This window comes from Rothia sp. P13129 (assembly GCF_048512865.1).
Classification (GTDB): domain Bacteria; phylum Actinomycetota; class Actinomycetes; order Actinomycetales; family Micrococcaceae; genus Rothia.
Window position 1 is genome coordinate 37,893 of sequence record NZ_JBLXYA010000012.1, and the last position, 19,230, is coordinate 57,122.

The window sequence follows — 19,230 nt, forward strand, 5'->3', positions numbered from 1 at the left end:
ATGCGGCTGTAGCTCAATGGTAGAGCGCACGCTTCCCAAGCCTGATACGCGGGTTCGATTCCCGTCAGCCGCTCCATCTAGACACCCATTTCGATACAAAGATATGAGTGGATAGAGAGCCCCTTGGGTTACGCGTTTGGCCTAGTCAAGCACGTACCCGAGGGTTTTTTGTGTTCTGACTGGGTACAGAGTGGCTGTTGAGGAGCCTCGATTGGAGGTGAATTGGGTGTCCGATGGGTAGTTTGACGCCGTCCCTGCTAGGTTTTGGTAAAGAAGCGTCACTGGATGAGCTGCAACTTACATCAGGAATCGATGCGTTACATCGGCTGATCTATATGCGGCACTCCTCACAACTACCGGCGCTTTGAGCGTGACCATGAGATTAACATAGGATTATTATATTTTATGCAAGCATTTGTAGACAAAGACGACTACAAGGAGTCAAGAATGAAAATAAATCTCAAAGTAGCGATTCTGTCCGGAAGTTTAATTGCAGTCAACGCAATTACAACTACACCAGCATTTGCGTCATCATATGAACAATGAGAACAATAGTCATTCTAACAACTCTCTATCAGTGTCGGATTGGCACAACAGAAACTTCAGCCTAGACTCGCTGGACGTGGGCAACCCCCAGCCGATAACCTTAACGAATGGATTTGACGAACAATGTTACCGGACGCTCTGTTGGTAAATCTTACAAGAACTACAAGTCCGCTTCCGACCGATGTGAATACCTTGCTAATAACGGCAAGCTAATGACGCTGAAATAGTTGCTTAGATGACTTTCAATCAAAATGAAGCGTTTAACCCAAGTGTCCCAAAATGGACGCTTGGGTTAAACATCATTCGCTCACTTGTAATCATTATCGGGCTTCTGTGTTTGACTGGAACTGTTTTCCCACATTTCATCGTTAACCGATTCGTCACTTCCTACCTGCCTTTTGCGCAGATTATGGCATTCCCTCGGATTCTTGGTGTGTTTGCCTTGTTGTGTTGCACGTTGCTTGCTTTTTTAACATGTGGCAAAAGTTTTACTATCTTGCGCTCCCTGCAATATGTAGTGTGATGCTTAGTCGGAATTAGTCTTGTTTTTATTCCTTTTGGGCTATCTCAACTCGGTGTTTCTCCAACATCGCAGGCTCAACGATCGCTCATCATCGTTACTTATAATTCGGGAGGAACCTTCACTCCTGCCGATCTTAATGAGATTCTTGAAGAAGGTACCCCTGATATCATCGTCCTTCCCGAAACAAGTGCTTACGACGCTAAGCGCGCCATTGAAAGTATCGGATATGGTGGAGAAATATTCGATACACCTCATAGTGGTTTCACGGCGGCCTATAGCGGTCAGATTGCTCCGACAACTATCATCGTTAGCCAGAGACTCGGCCATGTTCATCTCTCGAGTGCACCAGCCACCACCTTTGGCACTGTTGCGATAGAGTTTAAAGATGAGGCCCTGCCCTTACTTATAGGGGTTCATACCGCACCTCCTTTGCCGGGATTAATGGAGGCTTGGCGAGGTGATTTAGAACGGCTAGTCGCGTTCGGCGAAAATGCCACGCGGCCTACAATTCTAGCTGGCGATTTCAATGCGACTACCCGCCACTCAGCAATGGCATCACGTTATCATCTTCTTGATTCCCAAGAATCGTGCAGAACAAAGCAAGTAGGTACGTGGCCAGCCAACGTTAACGAAGTCTTGCGCACACCAATTGACCATGTTCTAGTAACCTCAGATTTACGAGCCGAAGGTTGCCAAGCGTTTTCTGTTGGTCGCTCCGATCATCTCGCCTACAAAACCGATGTCATAATCACTAAATAATAATTTGGATTTAAACCTAAGGTGCTTCCTGGCATTCTCTGAAACTGGCAGACATCTTAACTGCAGATTTAGATTTCTATCAAGAGGAGCCCTCCTTCCAGAGTGCCTTGGCTGGAAACCTGTGGCAAACACAGGGTCTGCTGGGGCGCAGGTCTACATCTACTGACGAAACCCGAAGGCTACCTCAGCCAGTGGGTCAAACAGTCCACGCGGTGGATACTCATGCATGTTTGGGTACGAGTCTCTATCCCACATCAACCTATCAGAGACTAAGGCGAAGCGAGCGGGAACGTATATGGCGAGCGCAGGCTTTTGGGGTTGTAGAACATTTCACACCAATGATCTCAAATGTGGCGGAAGACACATGCTGAGTGCTAATATTCTTTCGTAGTGCATTGGTGCTACTACACAAAACCTAAGGAGTAATTCATGACTACAAGGTTTAAGGTAGCGGTCACGACTATTGTTTCACCCGACCAATTTACCGGTTCTTGCCGTGCCTAGTCAGGAGGAAGGTATATGGAGAAGACGAAGCCACATCTTTTGGATCCTCAGTTCTGGCGTTGGGCGCTGTTTGGGATCCCAGTGCTAGCTCTGGTCGCATACTTTTTCACTTGGGATGAATTAGCGAATATCGAGGCAACATGGCTGAAGTTGCTCATCGTTGCTGGTGAAATTGCTGCAGGATACGTTGGCCTGGCCATGCTGTTGTGGTGGAATGCTTTCATGCAGCACAGGAATAAGAACAAGCGTTGATTACACTTGCCTGCATGCGTCAGTAGTGCAGAAGTCTTTACTCTGTTGCTTTGCGACACTGCCTCAAGCGGTTTGGCATGAGGTTGGATAAGTCAGCACTGTTTGGGCGTTAATCCCTTTAGGGGTTAGCGCCCAAACACTTTATCTAGCAATTTGGAGGAGCTGGGTTTTCATGTTCTGGGTTGGCTTTCAGCCACGCCCCCCATGAGCTCGTCCCGGTAGCCACCGCACTCTTTGCTAAACCGACATTATCGGGATGGTATCTAGTCTTAGCTGACAATCCATATCCTGCTGGTTTTTATGTACCCCTTTGGATAGAGAAGTATCCACTAGTTATTCTCAATATATACATATATAAAAAGGTCTAGTGCTCAGCTGCATAGTCCGCTCTCCTCTGATATTTGAAGAACATAGGTTCCTGATTTTTCATGTTTAGAGGCTAGTGATTACAGCTAGATTTCCTAGCCGTTTGAAAGTTGTACGACGATAATATTTACTATGCTTTGCAACACGCCCCATTAATTCGCATGAGTTTTTCATATAAAATTAGCCATGTCAGGTGAGGACGACGCAGTCCTCGGTGCTCTCGAACACCTACCTTATTTAACATGCAATGTCGCATGTCAGCTTGACAGAAGGAATAGAAATGACGTCAACAAAACCTTTTATTAGCACGGCTTTTGCCTTAAATTACAGCTTTATTCTTAATTACTACTGGAAATGCTATTGCAGCAGAGAACTCCTCAGGGAGTTCACCATCTTCCAGCGCTACAGTATACGAAAAACCGCACCATACGACAGCTTTGATTCTCGTTACATTGGCGACGACATGGATGCTGATTCACACGGGTCAGTGCTTCCAGCGCGCGCCCCAAGGTTTGTTGGACGTATTGACGTTCATAATGCCCATAAGTCTGGATTAGAAGTTTCTGGGCGTGTCTCATGGACACTAATGAGTGAGGTTCCCCGCAAAATGGAACTGCGGGGAACGCTAAAAGCGAAGGCAGGATGGTTTGGGTATTCAGCCAAAGCTTCATCCAGAAAAGTATCTGTATGGCCTGGTGGAGGCAGAGGTAAAGCGGCCGTTGCGCGTTATCAGTGTAAGGGATCAAAAAACACCAAATGGTACACGTACGGGGAAGGATTTGCGACTGGGACTCAAAAGTCATGGGGATACAACAACGGTACGGTAGTTACACTCCGATGCGGAGCATGAAACAGTGAGCTAGAGAAACTAATGAGATTTCACTCTTTGAGAATACAGCTCAAAGGAATCGCAGTAAATTCTTTTGACAGTGGTGTTCAAGAACTAGACATTGCCGATAAGTTTTCACAGCTTGCTCGGTCCTTGGGGCTGGAAGGCTCCCTAGACGCTTATGCAGGGTTATGGACCACCCAGCCTGTATACAACGAGCGCTCATTGCTTAAAGGAGACTTTTTGGCCGAAGGGCTGCATTTAGACTTGTTGTGTGACAGCAATTATGACATTCCTTTTAGTTCGATTTTCTTATGTTTAGGGGAGACTCTTAGACGAATAGCCACGTGCCGATTAACAGAAGTTACTGTTTTGTGTGATCCACATTCAGTTAGCATGCCTGTTAGAAGGGCAAACTGCCGAGGAGATATGTGGCATTTCTTAAATATGAGCGTAAATGAGAATCCACTCCCTATTGCTCAGTATTCAGCCCTACGCCTTATCCTTAGAGATAAACAAAATTTTATTATCTCTAATAAAGAAGTGCCATTAATGACGCAGCACTGTTACTTGCCTGAACTGGCGTTACCATTTTCTGGAATCTGGTCACGGTGGAAGGAGTCTCTGCATCATGTTGGAACAATTCAGATCACGGTCAGTTAGTTCGTTAGCATTGATTTTATCTCTCACCTCATCAGAGTGATTACAGAAAATCACTAGTTCATTTTTCAGTAAACCAGGTAACGAGGACTTCAAGTCCTTTTATATTTTCTCTCACACTTACCCGATAAGTAGATAACATGTCCAATTTGAACACTTTAGAATTCTTATTTTCCGAGTATCATTTCCGCCAACTTACAAAGTTTATCCAGAAGAATACAAGCCTACGATTCTTGGTCTCTATAGACAAGAACAAGCTTTAACAAATCGCTGCGAACGAATATGTCCTACAGAAATTTATTTAGAGCGCCCAGCATATGCGTACTATTCTCACAGCTGCATACCATTTTTATTTGATGCACAAGGGACAAGGATTCTACCCTTTGTCTCAAGGGAACCCAGCTACAGAGATAGATTTGGCAGCCTCTTACTGCAGATATAAAAATTTTTAACATTAAAATCATTAAAAGTATTGCTTAATATTTACTACAAGCGTAGCGTTGCAGACAGGGGAACGCTAACCGTAAAACTCTTATAACAAGGAAGTTATACGATATGAAAAAACACTCAAAAACAAGGTTATCGCACTCGGAGTCGCCTCAGCTTTGGCACTAGGAGGGGCACCTAGTGCCCAAGCAGCGACCTTTGGAAATCACCTTAACGGAGCTTCTACCAGAGAAGTCTTCCAAGTAAGATACGATGGAGCAGCCTGGAACTATAACGGTTCAGGGTACAGAAACGCCTGGTTCAAATACACGAGAAACGGTAAAGTCTTGATGTTCAGGTACGCATGGACAGGGAAGACTACCGGTTCAGTCTGGGACAACCTCTTCGACTGGGGCTCTAATCAAACAACTCAATTCCGATGGGGACATAATAGATAGGCTTTAGCCTTCACTTTGGCTCCACAGTAGCTAGAAATGGAATACGGTTAGCGTCCCCCCCCCGAGTCAGATTAAAATTAGTTAGGGATAGAAAGAATGCGAGGATTGCCACCTAAATCATTATTAAGATGGGATAAACGTATTGAATTATTATCTTTATACGCGATACTATTTTCGTTCTTAAGCTTCATCTTATTCATCGAAGGCAAAGCCTCAGAATCTGCAATGATATCAAGATATTTTAAGTATGTTATAGACTACAAGCTATCATTAATAGCCACTATGTCAGCAATAATGTTAGCATTTTATTATCAGTCATTTACAAAATTTCGTATTGAAGTAAGATGCAGAATGCTCTCTGGGTGCACATTAAAGGCTATTAGAGCTAGATATTTTATTGAATCGTTATTTATCCTAAGTACTTGCCTATTATTTTTTATTTTAATTAATACAGCATTAAGGTTGAGTCTATTTAACCATATATATTTATACATAATTTTACTCACCTATATCATGATTAGCACATTTCTCCTGAGGCACCAATGAAAATATTCCAATTTTTTTTCCGAAATTTTTTCTTTCGCAAACCTATTCTTGCAATAATTTCAATAATCTTACTCTTTATAACTAATTATCTAATTTTTACAGCCTCTCGCGCTGCCCATTCAAGCACTGAAGGACATTTGGAGATAGAAAAAATCAACCATGACGGTACTTTTATTGAAAATCTTGACCCAGAGTCCATAATAGACCCCGAAAAAATATCATCTACTAATATGAATGATATTTATAATTACATTAGCTCAAACTATAATTATGCTTTTTTTATCGATGGTCTTATAACAAACTTAACTAACAAACAAGATATCGAAGTATCTGCAACATATATTAATAAAAAATACAATGAAATAAACAAGTTCCCTCTTTACGAAGGAAACGATTTGTCCTTTGCCGATACCATAGAAGAAGATACTGAGATTCCAATTTTAGTTGGATTTGGACTCTCAAAAGAGTATCCGTTAGGTACCCACCTTAAGATTTATGATCCTGCCTTAGAAAGAAATATAAATATTAAAGTAGTGGGAATCATGAAACCAAATGTATCGCACTCTAACTATTATGCCCTCGATTCTAAACAATATTATAACTTCTCAATTGTCATTCCGGTAAATGACTCATACATTAATCAAGCCAACACAGCTTTTAAGCTAAACGGATTAATGGACCTTATTCTTACAGAGACCAACGAACAAAAAATTTCCTCATTAAAAAAATATATTCACAATAAAATAAATGTTAGTTTCAATTACTACAGCCAACAAGAAAATATTGATTTTTACAATGAATATTTTTACTCTTCCATGAAATTTATTGTATACATAACAGGTGCATTAGTTGCGATAATTACACTTCTGTTACTTTGGAGCTCAATATCTTCAGCAAGAGCAATGATTCGTGATTTCACAATCAATTTACTAGTAGGCTTAAGTTACAAAAAGCTTCGAAATCTATTATACCTATATCATATAGGAGTTTCTACTATAACCTTAGTGGCTATATTTTTATCAACTGCATACTCTAGGCAAAACTTTTGGATAAATAAAGAATCATCTTTTGTAACATATGGGTTTTTAGGATTGATTGAAATGGATTGGACTGGAATATTTACTGTATTTATTTTTAATATTTTCATAACAATAATAACAGTAAATATCATTTTACGTAAAATACAAAAAATCCCTATCTCTGTAGGAGTTATAGAATGAATAATATATTAGAAATATATCTAGAAGAAAAAGTCTATCGTAATAAAAAACAGCAAATAAATCTTCTTCAAAATTTTTCCCTCGTTGTTGAACAAGGAGAAAAAGTTGCTGTTGTTGGAGAGTCCGGCTCAGGGAAAAGCACGTTACTCAACATATTGGGCCTTATCGACACCTCATACTCTGGCACTTATACACTATTCGGGAAATCTACGCAAAAACTTTCTGATAGAGAGTTAGCAAAGTTAAGAAATAAAAATATTGGATTTGCTTTACAAGAATCAGCTCTCATTAATTCTTTAAGTATCGAGGATAATATAAAACTTCCACTCATATATTCGAAAAACCGAACATTAAAAGAACATCAAAGATTCAACGATATCATTGAGGCTATTGGGCTATCCTATATACTCAAGAAAAAACCTCTTGAATGTTCCGGAGGTGAAAGAGCTCGAGCTGTCTTTGCTAGAGCAATTATTATGAAACCACAGGTTATTTTGGCTGATGAACCCACTGCTTCACTAGATGACAAAAATAAATCAAAGATTATCGATTTATTATTTGGCGCAGCTCATGATTTTGGCGCCTCAGTCATAACAGTAACGCACGATAATATTTTTGCGCACCAGCATGATCGTGTTATCCAGCTAGAAAGAAAAGAATACTAACGTTCTAACTTTCACTTTTTTCTTTACTAGAAAAAGAGAAGTGAAATACGACTTCTTGTCATCAAGTTCATCGATCTACGAGGTCAGAACGCACAGACCATATAGCAACATCGGCTGAGCCTTGTACAACGTTCACGCCAGAAACAGGTAGCCACACCCCACCGTCTCCCACGGAGTACTCCCCCGAATACACGACAGAAACATTCACCTGCACATTACCGGTAGAAGAATACTGATGACTTGTTGGTGTTTGTTCATCCCAGATATCGGCACCTAAAACTTTCCCAGGTGAGCTAAGTACACCCGAGGATGTGCCATCACCATAATCAAATACATAGCCCACGGGCACAGCACGAACTTTTACAGGAAACCCAAGAACCTCTACATCAAAATCTTGAGGGTTGGCTTTGGCAATAAAGTTCGTATGATAGTTCACTAGAGTATCTGCACCAGGTTCTACAACAATCTCGGGTACGTCAAGGACTAATCGTTCAAAATCTTCACCAGAAAACACCGGAAATTCGATTACTTCAGAAGCTGTTTCAGCTTCCGTATTATCAGCGCCGTCTGGTACTGGGGAGCCTCCTGCAGCGCGAGATCCACGAGATGGGCACCATGTCTTACCAGTATCTGACCAGCCATCACCAGAAAAAGATTGAACCCGATGCGCAACATCATCAGCAAAAAGCCCGCAACGAGGAGGCACACAACGTTTCTTACCGTCACAATAGCGAACAAGACGATACTCTATCTGCGGACCAGCATATGAAATCGCACTCTGCCCACCCGACGAATTAGCGATAATGGGAATACCGGTAGCAGTGATATACGCATTCGGCGGAGCTTGAGAATGAGCCTTTCGGCGAGACGTTAGAGGGGATGAGAAAGTTCCAGATATCTCAATAATCGATTCGTAAGAATCCCCGGTATATTTCCTCTTCTCCTCAGCGTTAGAAGCCGATAAAGAATAAGAAACTAAAAAAATAACTGAAAAAAGTACCAGAAATATCTTCTTAGCTATCATAGTCAATGCCTTCGACTGCGGTAAGACCTAAGAAAACCCAGCGTCCCTCATCATAATATATTTCATTATTAATAAGCTTATCTTCGTTACCTCCACCTTCTATCGTGGAGCAACCCCTATCTTTCTCACAAAAAGTGCCATCCGGTGTGTGAGTAGAAATTAGTATTCTATAAATTCCATCAGGAGAAATCACCAAATTATCAGTGTAATACTTTGTATTAGGTCTCTCTCTGAAAAGCCAATTCCCACTTGCGTAATCTGAATGAAGCCTTTGATAAAAATCGTGTTCCTTCACGTTCTGAGCATCGGTTAACTCTTTTATTCCTGATATATCACCTGTTAATACTGCATATTGACGCATATCAAGCCAATAGTCCAGAAATGCTAAGGCACCTTCTAAAGTCTCTTCACGAGCAGCCTCAGGAAAAACAGGCTTCGGCACATTAAACGCACGATGATTCACAGAAGCCGCAACATACTCACCAGCATCAACTTTCTTTTGTTCCTCTGCTGTCAGACCAGACTCGTTAACATCATCAGGTGATGTAGAAACATTTTCGGATTCTGACGTAGATGAAGTACCAGCTGACGAAGAAGCTGACGGGCTAACACTTGCCGTCATGGAAGCTGAAGGCGAGTTCATCTTATCTTTTTCAGATACCGGTTCTTGAGCAGAGCATCCGCATAGTAGGGAACTGATACATAGCACTACGCTAGAACGAAGCAACCAGCTTTTAAACGACATAAGAGCACCTGTTTCATAGGGGAGTTAGTAGTCTAAGTTCAAAGACAAACTTAATTTTTCATTAAACCTACAATGAGAAGAGTGTATTGGAAAGAAGGTTATGGCTATCTGTGGATATATGACAGGTCAGTGACAGCGCAGAACTTTTTTCTTCGTCATTATATTCGCGGTTTAGCGCGCTAAAAGTACCATTAGTGAATAATGTATACCCTTATGGGGACAGAGTTTTTTGTTCTGGCGTTTTATGATGTTCCCTATCAACGACAACGCATATTTGGTTGTGCGTATCACAATTATTTGCGGTTTAGGTTACGCCTCAACGTCGAGGGGAAGACCGCACTATGCGTGTCAATGAAGAAGATAGGAATATGTTATGGCTAGGTTCAAGAAATTACGTTTCCTTGCGGCAGCTGCGCTGAGTACTGTTCTCGTGGCGCCGGTAGCAGCACCTGCTCATGCAGTAGTTGGAGGGTTCAATTCTAATCAGAGCGCAACTGTTCGGCTATGGGCTTATGGTTATAAAGCACCAGACTTATTGTGTAGCGGTAGCCATATTGGTAATGGGTGGGTTCTTACAGCAAAACATTGTGTGGATGATATTGGTGTCAACACATGGTCAAGTCGTGTTGTTTGGGGAAATCCTCGTATTAACTGGAATCTTCCAGAAGATCAGTACACCGGCCCAAATTCTGGTATCGACCGAATCGTCACCCATCCAGATGAAAATAAGGATATGGCGTTGGTGCATGTACCAGGTTTAGCCAAAGCTCGTGTGGCAACTTATCGTTTGCGTGACGGTGGCACTGCAGAAGATCTTAAAAATGCTCGTTGCACGGCGTATGGTTACGGCTTGTGGGAGGACAACATAGATTCTGAGAGTTCTTATGCTCAACGTCAGCGAGGTTTGAAGATGAAGATTCGTTATGCGAGTACTTCTATTAAGAACTCTAATTCAGCGCAGCTTCGTGGCTATAACGACCGCGGCGGCTTCCTCGTAACAGGTGATTCTGGAGGGTCTCTTGTGTGCAACGGAGTGCTTTCTGGTGTAACTGTTGCTTATTGGCCTAAATCAAAGTCTAATTCGTTTATGTCTATTTCTGCTCCTGAGCGTGACTGGATTTATCGTACGACTGGCATTTAGTTGTTTCTAATATTAAACGGGTGGGGCGCCCGCAAGACTTTTCTTGAGGGCGCCCCACTTATTAGCTACGGGTTAGCTTACATGTTCATAGGAACAGCAGTTTCAGATTCTGCTTTTTCCATTGCTTTTTGAGCTGCTGGATCTTCGAACATCTTAACTGGGTAGTCTTTACATGCTTCAGATGGTTCCATGAAGTTTTCTACAGTGTTTTCCTTGACGATGTCGAGATTTTCCTGAGTAATCTTCCATGGCATCACAGCGGTGAGTGGTTTGAACCAGCCACGTGCAGGTACACCAGTGATGTAGTCCTGATGTAGGTCGTAGTTGTTGGGTGGGTAGATGGTGACGGTGAGGGTGTAGTCGCCAGGTTCGGTGATGGAGTCCTTTGGCAGGTTAGTGCCGTAGTGTGAACCGTCGATTGCGTTCATTTCCATCATCATGCCGCTTGCAACAGTTTTGCCTTCGCTGTTATCGAGCTTGTACATGAGGTGTAGGTCAGCAGGGGTTTCGTCGACGGAGTAACCCCAGTTGGTTGCGAACTCTGTTGCTTTGAGATCGAACTCAAGGTGCATTTGTGAGTCTTTGTAGTCAAGCATTTTCATGGTTGACTTGGGGTTGTCGAACATTTGTCCTGGTTGGAAGAAGTGGATTGCACCGATGAAAGGTCCAAAGTCAGCTTCTGGTCCGGCTTGTTCCTGAAGTCCGCATTCGTCGGGGCGTTTGTTGGCTGCTACTGCGCCTTCTGCTTCTTCTTCAGGTGCAGCTGCTTCGTTGCTAGCTTTAGCTTCTGCGCTCACGCTGGTGGTTGCTTTTGCTTCATCTGCAGTTTTTGATTCTTCGTTCTTGGTGCAGCCTGCTAGCGCGGTCGTTGCGATAGCAAGTGATGCCAAGGTAACGAGGGTCTTCTTACCTAGTTCCATGGAGTTTCTCCTTAGATATTTATGTCGCAATGAATATCCGTACCTGTATGGTGAGGATATTTATTGTGTCGAGGGTTTTCCTCTTTTTACACCTCAATGGGTGAAGTTTTTGTGTGGCCCTTAGTTTTTAGCTAAGGACTGTTGTTTTTCTTGTTCTGCTTCGCGGCGTTCGCGACGCTCTCGTAGGGTATGGGACAAGATAATCCATACGCTGGCAACGAAGAGAATGATTTGCGGTAGCAGTGTTTCTGCTTGGGGGTATATTCCTAGTTCTGGAATGTAGTATTCCATCCATGGCAGGTTGGTGCTTCCAAGGATGACGTTTGCTTCTTTAAGTTCTTGTACGCCTTTTCCGACGAAGGAGATACACATGATAAAGAGCATGATGGAAGTTCCCATGAAGATGGGGCGTACTGGTAGTTTTGCTCCGCCAAAGCGGAAGATGAGGAAAATAATTGCGAGAAGAGCAACACCGGCGAAGAATCCTAAGGCTATCCAGAGGGGGTCGCTTTTTCCGCCGGAGAAGGATGCGGTGTAGAACAAGACGAGTTCTGCCCCTTCTCGGATGACGGCGAGGAAGGCTGCAAAGACGAGAGCTTTTGCTGCTCCTGCTGATACGGAGGTTTTAACCATTCCGTTGATGTATTGTGACCAGTTTTTTCCGGATGATTTTGAGAGCATCCAGTTGGAAACGTAGAAGAGCACACCTACGGCGAGGAACATGGTGATGCCTTCGAGCAGTTCTGATGCTTGTCCTGTTCCACCGAGCAGTTCAGAAAGTCCCCAGGCGAGCAGGAAGGATAGCGCGATAGCTGCAGCAACACCGAAGTACACGTATTTGACGAGGTTTTTATTGCCACTTTTGACGAGGTAGAGCACAATCGCGACAACGACGAGGAGCGCTTCGAGTCCTTCACGTAGTAGTAGGGTCATCGCGGTACTGAAATCTACCCATCGTTGGACGGTGGGATCTGCTTTTTCTACGTGGTGTGCTTCAAGTAGTTTGTTTCCGATAGATTCGGGAGAGTCTGCTGGTGCTACTCCGTCAAGTACCATGGCGTCTCGTGCCACTGCGGTTTTGATGGTTTCTAGTTGTTGAATAACGTCGGGGTTTCCGGGGTCAGCTTTGATCGCTAGTTTTACGCGAGTGAAGCGCCCTTCCATTTTGACTTTTCGGTTTCCCGATAGTGTCATGGAGGCTGGTTCTAGCGAGTTTTCGTACCATCCAAAGTATGCTTCGCCGATATCATCTAAAGTTTTGTTGTAATCCTTATTTTTGTAGGCGGTGATGGCTTGGTTAATTTCTGCTGCCATGCACAACGCGTAGTCTTGGTGGTTGCGTTGTGTTCCGTCTGGGTTGGTTGCGCCTTTTTCGCAGATTGGCAGAGTTTGCTCTACCGCGCTACTGGGGGTTGAGCTGTTCTGAGCTGGTGCCGCAAGAACTTGTGTAGGTGCTGATGATAAGAGGATGAGGGTGGCAAAGAGTACTGCTATTGCTCTTATCAGAATATTTTTAGATGTATTTTCGCGAAGCGAAGCTGTCAATGTGTTATTCCCTAGTCTGGGTTTTTTGGGGTAGAACCCTATTGGTATTCAAGGGTACTTAGATTAGTCTAACCTAATTATCAAGATTTTTTGGTTCTGAAATTTTTTATTGCTCCTATATTTTTGAGTGGCTTCTGATTCAAAGACACGTATTTTTTAGTTTTCTTCTCTCTTGTTTTCTAGGTTTGCTCAGGTTTTTTGTCGTATTTCTAGGGTTATTCAGACATGTGCGGTTAGTCTTAAAGACAGTTAGTTTTCTTCATTCGCTCTATTTTTAGGGAAATATTCGTGACTCCCCTTGTTCTTTGTTCGTTAACGGTTGTTGCCGTTCTTGTTATTAGTGGTATTGCTAAGGCAAAAGAGCCTCAAAGTACCGCAACTGCTCTGGTCAATCTCAAGTTAGATAGTTGGCTTCCTTTAAAGTTCATTGCAAAGACTCTTCCTTGGGTTGAGTTATTTCTTGCGGCGTGGATTCTTGTAGTTCCTGGTCCTATTGGGGCTTTGGGGGCCTTTGTCGCAGTTATTCTTTTTGCGGTGTATTGGGTTGTTATCGCTCGTGCGGTAGTCACAGGAAATACTGCTTCGTGTCAGTGTTTTGGTTCTGGCTCGCAAGCACCTATCTCCGTATTTACGCTTGGCCGAAATACTGCACTTTTTGGTGCAGCGATGGGAGCGTTGGTTGGTGCTGTCCAAACCGGTAATTCTGCGTTGGTTCAGTTTTTCTCTCTGAACAGCGAAGGCTGGCTATGGATTTTCTCAGCTGTAGTTTTGTCGTCAACACTGTGGTTTATTTATCGTTCTGAAAATGTTCCCGCATCGCCTACGGTAGGGAGATCTGATTCCCTCGAAGATTCTTCTGCTCTTGAGAGTTACCTTCAAGAGTATGACGGTGTTGAAGCTGAGTACGTTCGTTTGCCTATTCCTTTTGGAACATTAGAAAATAGTGATGGTTTCCAGGTTAACGTACGAGAATTTGCTTCTTCACAGGCACGTATTTTGCTGTGGGTGTCTCCCGGTTGTGGCCCGTGTCAAGGTCTATTAGAGCAAATAGATGACTGGCAAGAGCAGCTTCTTCCATTAGTGAAGATTCATCCTATTGTCTCGGAGCATGATTTGATTCCTTATCTGGGCCTTTCAGATACTTTTGAGCCGTTGGTTGATCCGCAGCACCAGTTCCAGCCAGCTTTTGGTTGGGGTTCTCCGATGGCGGTTGCGTTGGGTGCTGATGGTCTTGTCGCGGGTGGGCCTGTTCGCGGGCAACAAGATATTGAACAGTTCTTTGCAGATATTATTGCTCAGCTTGCTGAACCTGCCGAAGAAGAAGATGAGGCTGTGTCTGCAACAGATGATGTTTTGGAATCTGTCGCAGACAAAGATTCTTAGACAGTTTTAAAGAATGCCGGTAACGTTGTACGTACCGGCATTCTTTATATATAGGTTAGGTCAATATCATGCGTGATAAGTCGTTGTGGCAGATTAAAAAAGAGCAAAATCCTGGTCATTCTCAGTGGTATATTCAACGTTTTAAGACGATGCAAGAGCAAGGCGCTGATATTTTAGGTGAGGCCCGTCTGATTGATGCGATGTGTACTCGCGGTTCTCGTATTTTAGATGCTGGTGCTGGCCCCGGACGTATCGGTTCTTATTTACAGAAGCAAGGCCATCAGGTTATTGGTATTGATATTGATCCTGAATTAATAGCTGAGGCCCAGCGGGTGTGCCCTGAAGCGCAGTGGATTACCGCAGATTTGGCAGATACAGCTGAAGTGTTAGGTTATTCTCAGCAAGATGTTGAAGCACCTCAACCTTTTGACATGATTGTCTGCGCCGGAAATGTGATGACTTTTCTTGCACCGTCCACACGTGTTCAGGTACTTCGCGGATTCGCTACCGTTCTGGGTACGTCAGGTCGAGCTGTTATCGGTTTTGGTGCTGGCCGTGGCTATTCTTTTGAAGATTTTTTCTCTGATGTTCAAGAAGCGAGGCTAGAAGTTTCTCAGCGTTTCTCGACATGGGATTTATATCCTTATACGCCTGATGCTTCGTTTCTCGTCGCAGTATTAGCTGTTCCTTCAACTTAAAAAGATGATGGTGGTGTTTCCGTTAGAGAGGAAAACACCACCATCATTTTTATGGGTAAGTCTTCGTTTCTTTTAGAGAAGATGTATCTCTTCAAGAACTTCTGTGGGCAGAAAGTTTGCAGAAACGACGAGAGACAGCAGCAATAAATACACAATAATGGCTAAGGTTGAACGCCACTGGGGGTGTAATTCGTTAAAGCTCACAAGACCGGGGTGTTGTTTATTCATCTGCAAAACGTTGATGTTCGGGTACATCACGGTTTGCGGTGAGATATCGCCACTAATCTTTTTCATCGTTTTTTTGTCCCAGATTCTTCCGTCCATGCGGAAGATTCTTTTTTTCTGTGCGTTAGTAGCCCAGAGTGCTGGTACTCCACGGTGCCCTAAACTTTTAAGACCTTTTTGGGCTTTGTGCACCGATTTTTTTCCGATGAGACGTTCAGCAAAAATTGTTTGGTGAATTTCGTTGAGCTCAATGGTTCTCCACCCGAAGGTTCGCCCCATCAGAAAATGTGTTTTCGTGCGCACTGCAATAGTTGGTTTCAAAAATGAGTACACGGACAGTGCTGCGGCTAAGACAACAAACACAAGAATAACGGTATAAGGCAGGGCAAGGCGTCGACGCGCAAGTAGCAGACCGATAGCAATAATGACAAGTGATGGAGGAACTGCTGCTATCAGACGGCGATGGTATGAACTGATACGCGGATGATAGGTTGCAAGAATTTCGCCGTATTTTTCAGGGACCTGATGGATATGTTCTGCCATAGGTTCATCTTATTAGTTTCTTCTCTACACAGGCGCTTCTTTTTCTGTGTTCTTTGCTGAGTTCTCTCACACTGATTTTCTGGGCTACATTAGTGGTATGCGTTTTCGTTCTTCTGTTGATCGTATCTTAGCTTTTTGGGCTGTTGGAATGTTCTGTGCAATAGCTCTGGCATTAATTTCTTTGAGCCTTATTAACCGTTTAGTGTACGCACCAGAAGGGCAAGTACATCAGTATTTTCAGGCTCTTGAACATGGTAAAGGAGCACGGGCTTTGGGCATTCTCGATGCTCACATTCCTGATGCTGATGGAACCTTACTAGATGGGAAAGCCTTAAAAAATTCTGTATCAGAGATTAAAAAATTTTCAATTACTAATAGTGCTATTACTGATGATGGTTCCAAAGCACAAGTAGATGTCGAATACGTCGTTGATGAGTCAACGTACCAAAGTAGCTTTCACCTAACAAAGGTCGGCTCTCATTGGGGAGTCTTTGACCAATGGCGTATCGACCCTCAAACCCTTCCTATGATTAGATTGCAAGCACCAGCAGTGCACAGTGCAACCGTAAATGGTGTGAAGGTGGGTGTTGATTCAACATCTCAGAATTTTGCGGTTCTTTACCCTGGTGTTTTTTCAGTAACTTATGAGTCATCCCTGTATTCGGCTGAACAGCAAAAAGTTCTTATCAGGGGGAATGACCCTCATGAAACTACAGTAGATTTACGTCTTGTACCGAGCGAAAACGCCCAGAACTCTATTACGTCACAAGTGTCAGCAGATTTGAATGAATGTGCATCAAAAAATTCTCTATTTCCCGCAAATTGCCCTTTTGAATATGATTTTGTGGGACGTGTTCAAGGAAATGTCTCATGGACTATTAAGAAATATCCTACGGCTGAGGCCGTTATTAATGATGAGGGACAGTGGGTGTTGCCTTCATCTTCAGGGGTAGCTCAAATATCATTTACCGAACTTGACCTTTACACAGGTCAACAGAGCAAAGTGAAGGAGGACGTTCCTTTTACGTTTTCTGCTGATTTAGAGGTCTCCGATCATGAGGTAGTTGTTCGTCCTCGTTTTTAGGTCTACATTTTATGAAAAAAGGTTTTAGGCACATCGTTGTGTTGATGTGCCTAAAACCTTTTTTCTTAGGAGTTTACGCCTCGTAGGTCGAGAGTGAGTGTTTCTTCTCCTTCACCGTCGACAACTACGGGAATACCCCAGTCTTGTTGGTAGAGGTGGCATGCTGCGTGTTCAGGAATTTCTTGTCCTTCTTCTCCGTCGCAGGCAGCAGCTCGAGCGGTAATGTGTAGTACCGCATTATTAATTTGGGGGTTGAGAGTTAACGAACGTTGTAGCCCTTGGGATGTTCCGGCTCCTGAGAGGATGAATTCTTCAGGTGTCGAAGATACCTGTAACTGGGTGGGGTCTCCCCAACGGTAATCAAGTTTTTGTCCCGTTGGCGCACTAAAACGGGCCACTAGTTGCAGGCTCTCCCCTTTGAGTGAGGTCGCTGGGCGTGCTGTTTGTGATGATCCTTCATCAATTTTTTGTGCATTTTCAGGGATATTGATGCGGATGAGTTGGTGTGCGTTAGCTTCTACTACGATTAGGCGAGCGCCAGTGTCTGTATGTTCGATAAGGACGTCTGAGGGTTCGTCTAGGTCGCGGATGAGCGTTGTTACTTCTTGTGTTTCGGGTTGGTATCGGCGGATAGCACCGTTGTAGGTGTCAGCAATAGCTATTGATCCGTCGGGTAGGGCGGTCAGTCCGAGGGGGTGTTGTAGTCGTGATGTGGTGCTGTTTCCGTCAACGTATCCGAAGTCGAAAAGTCCAACGCCTATGGCTGTTTCTATGTGTGGGGTGTTGTTTTCAAAGCGGATGAGACGAAGTGCGGAGGTTTCTGAGTCTGCAACCCAGATGTTGCCTTGATGGTCTTCTGTCAGCCCGGAGGGTTGGGCGAACCAGCTGTCTTGGGCTGTTCCGTCTTTGAGTCCTTCAGCTCCTGTTCCGGCGAATACACGGATTCTATTGGTGTGTGGGTTGTAGCTGAAGAGTTGTTGTGTTCCAGCCATGGCGATGATGAATTCTTGTGCTTGGTGTGACCATGTGATGTCCCAGGGTGAGGAGAGTGCAACGTCGGTTGGGTTGAGGTTTTCTGGGATGTGGTTGGGGTCTTTTGAGCGTGCTTTTTCGCCGTCGATGAGGCGTTGTACACCGTTGCCAGCGATGGTTGTGATGCGTTGGGTTTTCCAGTTGAGGGCGCGGATACGGTGGTTGACGGTGTCTGCGATGAGGATGTCGTATCCGAGTGTTTCGCGGAGTTCTTCAGGTACGAGGCATAGACCTTGTGGCTCGTTGAAGAGCGCTTCATCGCTGTTTCCGTCTTTCCATCCTCGTTGTGTTGTTCCGATGGTGCGTTGCGCTGTTTCGAGGTCGGGGTTGAGTTGTACGAGTCGGTGGCGTGCACTGTCGGTGACAAGGTAGGTGGTGGTGTTTTCTTCGGAGTATTCGGCGGGTAGTTCGATAGCTTTTCCGGGGAAGGCTAGGGTGCCTTGTGGTTTGGGGCGTGGGACGTAGGGGCTGTCGCCGTAGCGTAGAGTGCCGGATTCTTTGTGTTCTTGGATGAGTTCTTCGACGAGTGTGGTGAGCCCTTGAACGTGTCCTTCTCCGGAGAGGTGCGCAACGATGTATCCTACGGGGTCGATGACGACGAGTGTGGGCCAGGCTCGTGCAGTGTAGGATTGCCAGGTGCTTAGTTCTGGGTCGTCGAGGACGGGGTGCGCGATGTCGTACCGGTCGATAGCTGCTTCGAGGGCTTTAGGGTCTGCTTCGTGTTCAAATTTTGGTGAGTGTACTCCGATGGTGACGAGGACGTCGCCGTATTGTTCTTCGAGGGGGCGTAGCTCATCGAGGACGTGGAGGCAGTTGATACAGCAGAGTGTCCAGAAGTCGAGAATGACAATTTTCCCGCGGAGGCTTTGTAGGTTGAGGTCTTTGCCTCCGGTGTTGAACCATCCGCGTCCGGTTAATTCGCTAGCGCGTACCTTGTGTGAGCGTATTGTGTTGTTCATTCGAGGTAGTCTTTCGTATTGATGTTGGTTCGTTGATGTGTGTTTACACTATCTTAGGATGTATTTTTGTCTGAAAGTATTTCTTTTCTTGAGGTAGTGCTTGTTATAGATTGTCATATTTTGTGATGTTGTGTCATATAGGTGATGTTCTCTTTTATTTTGTTATTACCCCTTGTC

Annotated in this window: 16 protein-coding genes and 1 tRNA gene; 11 read left to right on the forward strand and 6 right to left on the reverse strand. The window is 44.2% G+C overall.

What is annotated here, in order from left to right; translation table 11 throughout:
* Positions 1-2 precede the first annotated feature (2 nt).
* From ACN081_RS08145 to ACN081_RS08175, 7 genes are all read left to right on the forward strand, one after another.
* A tRNA-Gly gene (locus ACN081_RS08145) sits at positions 3-76 on the forward strand.
* 1,083 nt (positions 77-1,159) lie between these two features.
* Entirely contained in the window at positions 1,160-1,828 is a 669-nt protein-coding gene (locus ACN081_RS08150; RefSeq protein WP_419107513.1) for an endonuclease/exonuclease/phosphatase family protein, read from the forward strand.
* Between the two features lie 519 nt (positions 1,829-2,347).
* Positions 2,348-2,584, forward strand: coding sequence for a hypothetical protein (locus ACN081_RS08155; RefSeq protein ID WP_419107490.1), 237 nt, complete (start codon positions 2,348-2,350; stop codon positions 2,582-2,584).
* An 829-nt stretch (positions 2,585-3,413) separates the two neighbouring features.
* Positions 3,414-3,800: a hypothetical protein gene (locus tag ACN081_RS08160; RefSeq protein WP_419107491.1), complete on the forward strand. Its 387-nt coding sequence runs from the start codon at positions 3,414-3,416 to the stop codon at positions 3,798-3,800.
* 36 nt (positions 3,801-3,836) lie between these two features.
* Positions 3,837-4,442: a hypothetical protein gene (locus tag ACN081_RS08165; RefSeq protein WP_419107492.1), complete on the forward strand. Its 606-nt coding sequence runs from the start codon at positions 3,837-3,839 to the stop codon at positions 4,440-4,442.
* A gap of 1,564 nt (positions 4,443-6,006) precedes the next feature.
* Entirely contained in the window at positions 6,007-7,089 is a 1,083-nt protein-coding gene (locus ACN081_RS08170; protein WP_419107493.1) for a hypothetical protein, read from the forward strand.
* Positions 7,086-7,754, forward strand: coding sequence for an ABC transporter ATP-binding protein (locus tag ACN081_RS08175; RefSeq protein WP_419107494.1), 669 nt, complete (start codon positions 7,086-7,088; stop codon positions 7,752-7,754). Before ACN081_RS08170 ends, ACN081_RS08175 begins: the two co-directional genes overlap by 4 nt.
* 67 nt (positions 7,755-7,821) lie before the next feature.
* On the opposite strand, the gene ACN081_RS08180 is transcribed toward ACN081_RS08175, so the two are convergent.
* Entirely contained in the window at positions 7,822-8,778 is a 957-nt protein-coding gene (locus tag ACN081_RS08180; RefSeq protein ID WP_419107495.1) for a hypothetical protein, read from the reverse strand.
* Positions 8,768-9,421 carry a DUF6318 family protein gene (locus ACN081_RS08185; RefSeq protein WP_419107496.1) on the reverse strand — a complete coding sequence of 218 codons (654 nt, stop codon included), beginning with the start codon at positions 9,419-9,421 and terminating at the stop codon, positions 8,768-8,770. The genes ACN081_RS08180 and ACN081_RS08185 overlap by 11 nt, the downstream gene beginning before the upstream one ends.
* A gap of 475 nt (positions 9,422-9,896) precedes the next feature.
* Here ACN081_RS08185 and ACN081_RS08190 point away from each other — a divergent pair, with 475 nt between their 5' ends.
* Positions 9,897-10,664, forward strand: a complete 768-nt coding sequence (locus tag ACN081_RS08190; protein WP_419107497.1) for a trypsin-like serine protease — start codon at positions 9,897-9,899, stop codon at positions 10,662-10,664.
* 77 nt (positions 10,665-10,741) lie between these two features.
* On the opposite strand, the gene ACN081_RS08195 is transcribed toward ACN081_RS08190, so the two are convergent.
* A complete protein-coding gene (locus ACN081_RS08195) occupies positions 10,742-11,584 on the reverse strand; it encodes an iron transporter (protein ID WP_419107498.1) in 843 nt (280 codons plus the stop codon).
* Between the two features lie 120 nt (positions 11,585-11,704).
* Positions 11,705-13,129: an FTR1 family iron permease gene (locus tag ACN081_RS08200; protein WP_419107499.1), complete on the reverse strand. Its 1,425-nt coding sequence runs from the start codon at positions 13,127-13,129 to the stop codon at positions 11,705-11,707.
* Between the two features lie 288 nt (positions 13,130-13,417).
* Between ACN081_RS08200 and ACN081_RS08205 the strand changes: the two genes are divergently transcribed.
* Entirely contained in the window at positions 13,418-14,512 is a 1,095-nt protein-coding gene (locus ACN081_RS08205; RefSeq protein WP_419107500.1) for a MauE/DoxX family redox-associated membrane protein, read from the forward strand.
* Between the two features lie 68 nt (positions 14,513-14,580).
* A complete protein-coding gene (locus ACN081_RS08210) occupies positions 14,581-15,210 on the forward strand; it encodes a class I SAM-dependent methyltransferase (RefSeq protein WP_419107501.1) in 630 nt (209 codons plus the stop codon).
* 72 nt (positions 15,211-15,282) lie between these two features.
* On the opposite strand, the gene ACN081_RS08215 is transcribed toward ACN081_RS08210, so the two are convergent.
* Positions 15,283-15,978 (reverse strand): hypothetical protein, encoded by a 696-nt coding sequence (locus ACN081_RS08215; RefSeq protein WP_419102411.1) that lies wholly within the window; start codon positions 15,976-15,978, stop codon positions 15,283-15,285.
* Positions 15,979-16,075: 97 nt separating this feature from the next.
* Between ACN081_RS08215 and ACN081_RS08220 the strand changes: the two genes are divergently transcribed.
* Positions 16,076-17,062 carry a hypothetical protein gene (locus ACN081_RS08220; RefSeq protein WP_419107502.1) on the forward strand — a complete coding sequence of 329 codons (987 nt, stop codon included), beginning with the start codon at positions 16,076-16,078 and terminating at the stop codon, positions 17,060-17,062.
* A 65-nt stretch (positions 17,063-17,127) separates the two neighbouring features.
* On the opposite strand, the gene ACN081_RS08225 is transcribed toward ACN081_RS08220, so the two are convergent.
* The gene (locus ACN081_RS08225) at positions 17,128-19,053 is read right to left on the reverse strand and encodes an NHL domain-containing thioredoxin family protein (protein WP_419107503.1); all 1,926 of its coding nucleotides are present in this window, start codon (positions 19,051-19,053) and stop codon (positions 17,128-17,130) included.
* Between the last annotated feature and the right edge of the window lie 177 nt (positions 19,054-19,230).

Bases quoted from the DNA above. Each gene is read 5' to 3' on its own strand.
- ACN081_RS08155 (WP_419107490.1), top strand. From the start codon at position 2,348: ATGGAGAAGACGAAGCCACATCTTTTGGATCCTCAGTTCTGGCGTTGG.
- ACN081_RS08180 (WP_419107495.1), bottom strand. From the start codon at position 8,778: ATGATAGCTAAGAAGATATTTCTGGTACTTTTTTCAGTTATTTTTTTA.
- ACN081_RS08195 (WP_419107498.1), bottom strand. From the start codon at position 11,584: ATGGAACTAGGTAAGAAGACCCTCGTTACCTTGGCATCACTTGCTATC.
- ACN081_RS08185 (WP_419107496.1), bottom strand. From the start codon at position 9,421: ATGAACTCGCCTTCAGCTTCCATGACGGCAAGTGTTAGCCCGTCAGCT.
- ACN081_RS08190 (WP_419107497.1), top strand. From the start codon at position 9,897: ATGGCTAGGTTCAAGAAATTACGTTTCCTTGCGGCAGCTGCGCTGAGT.
- ACN081_RS08160 (WP_419107491.1), top strand. From the start codon at position 3,414: ATGGATGCTGATTCACACGGGTCAGTGCTTCCAGCGCGCGCCCCAAGG.
- ACN081_RS08210 (WP_419107501.1), top strand. From the start codon at position 14,581: ATGCGTGATAAGTCGTTGTGGCAGATTAAAAAAGAGCAAAATCCTGGT.
- ACN081_RS08215 (WP_419102411.1), bottom strand. From the start codon at position 15,978: ATGGCAGAACATATCCATCAGGTCCCTGAAAAATACGGCGAAATTCTT.
- ACN081_RS08175 (WP_419107494.1), top strand. From the start codon at position 7,086: ATGAATAATATATTAGAAATATATCTAGAAGAAAAAGTCTATCGTAAT.
- ACN081_RS08220 (WP_419107502.1), top strand. From the start codon at position 16,076: ATGCGTTTTCGTTCTTCTGTTGATCGTATCTTAGCTTTTTGGGCTGTT.
- ACN081_RS08225 (WP_419107503.1), bottom strand. From the start codon at position 19,053: ATGAACAACACAATACGCTCACACAAGGTACGCGCTAGCGAATTAACC.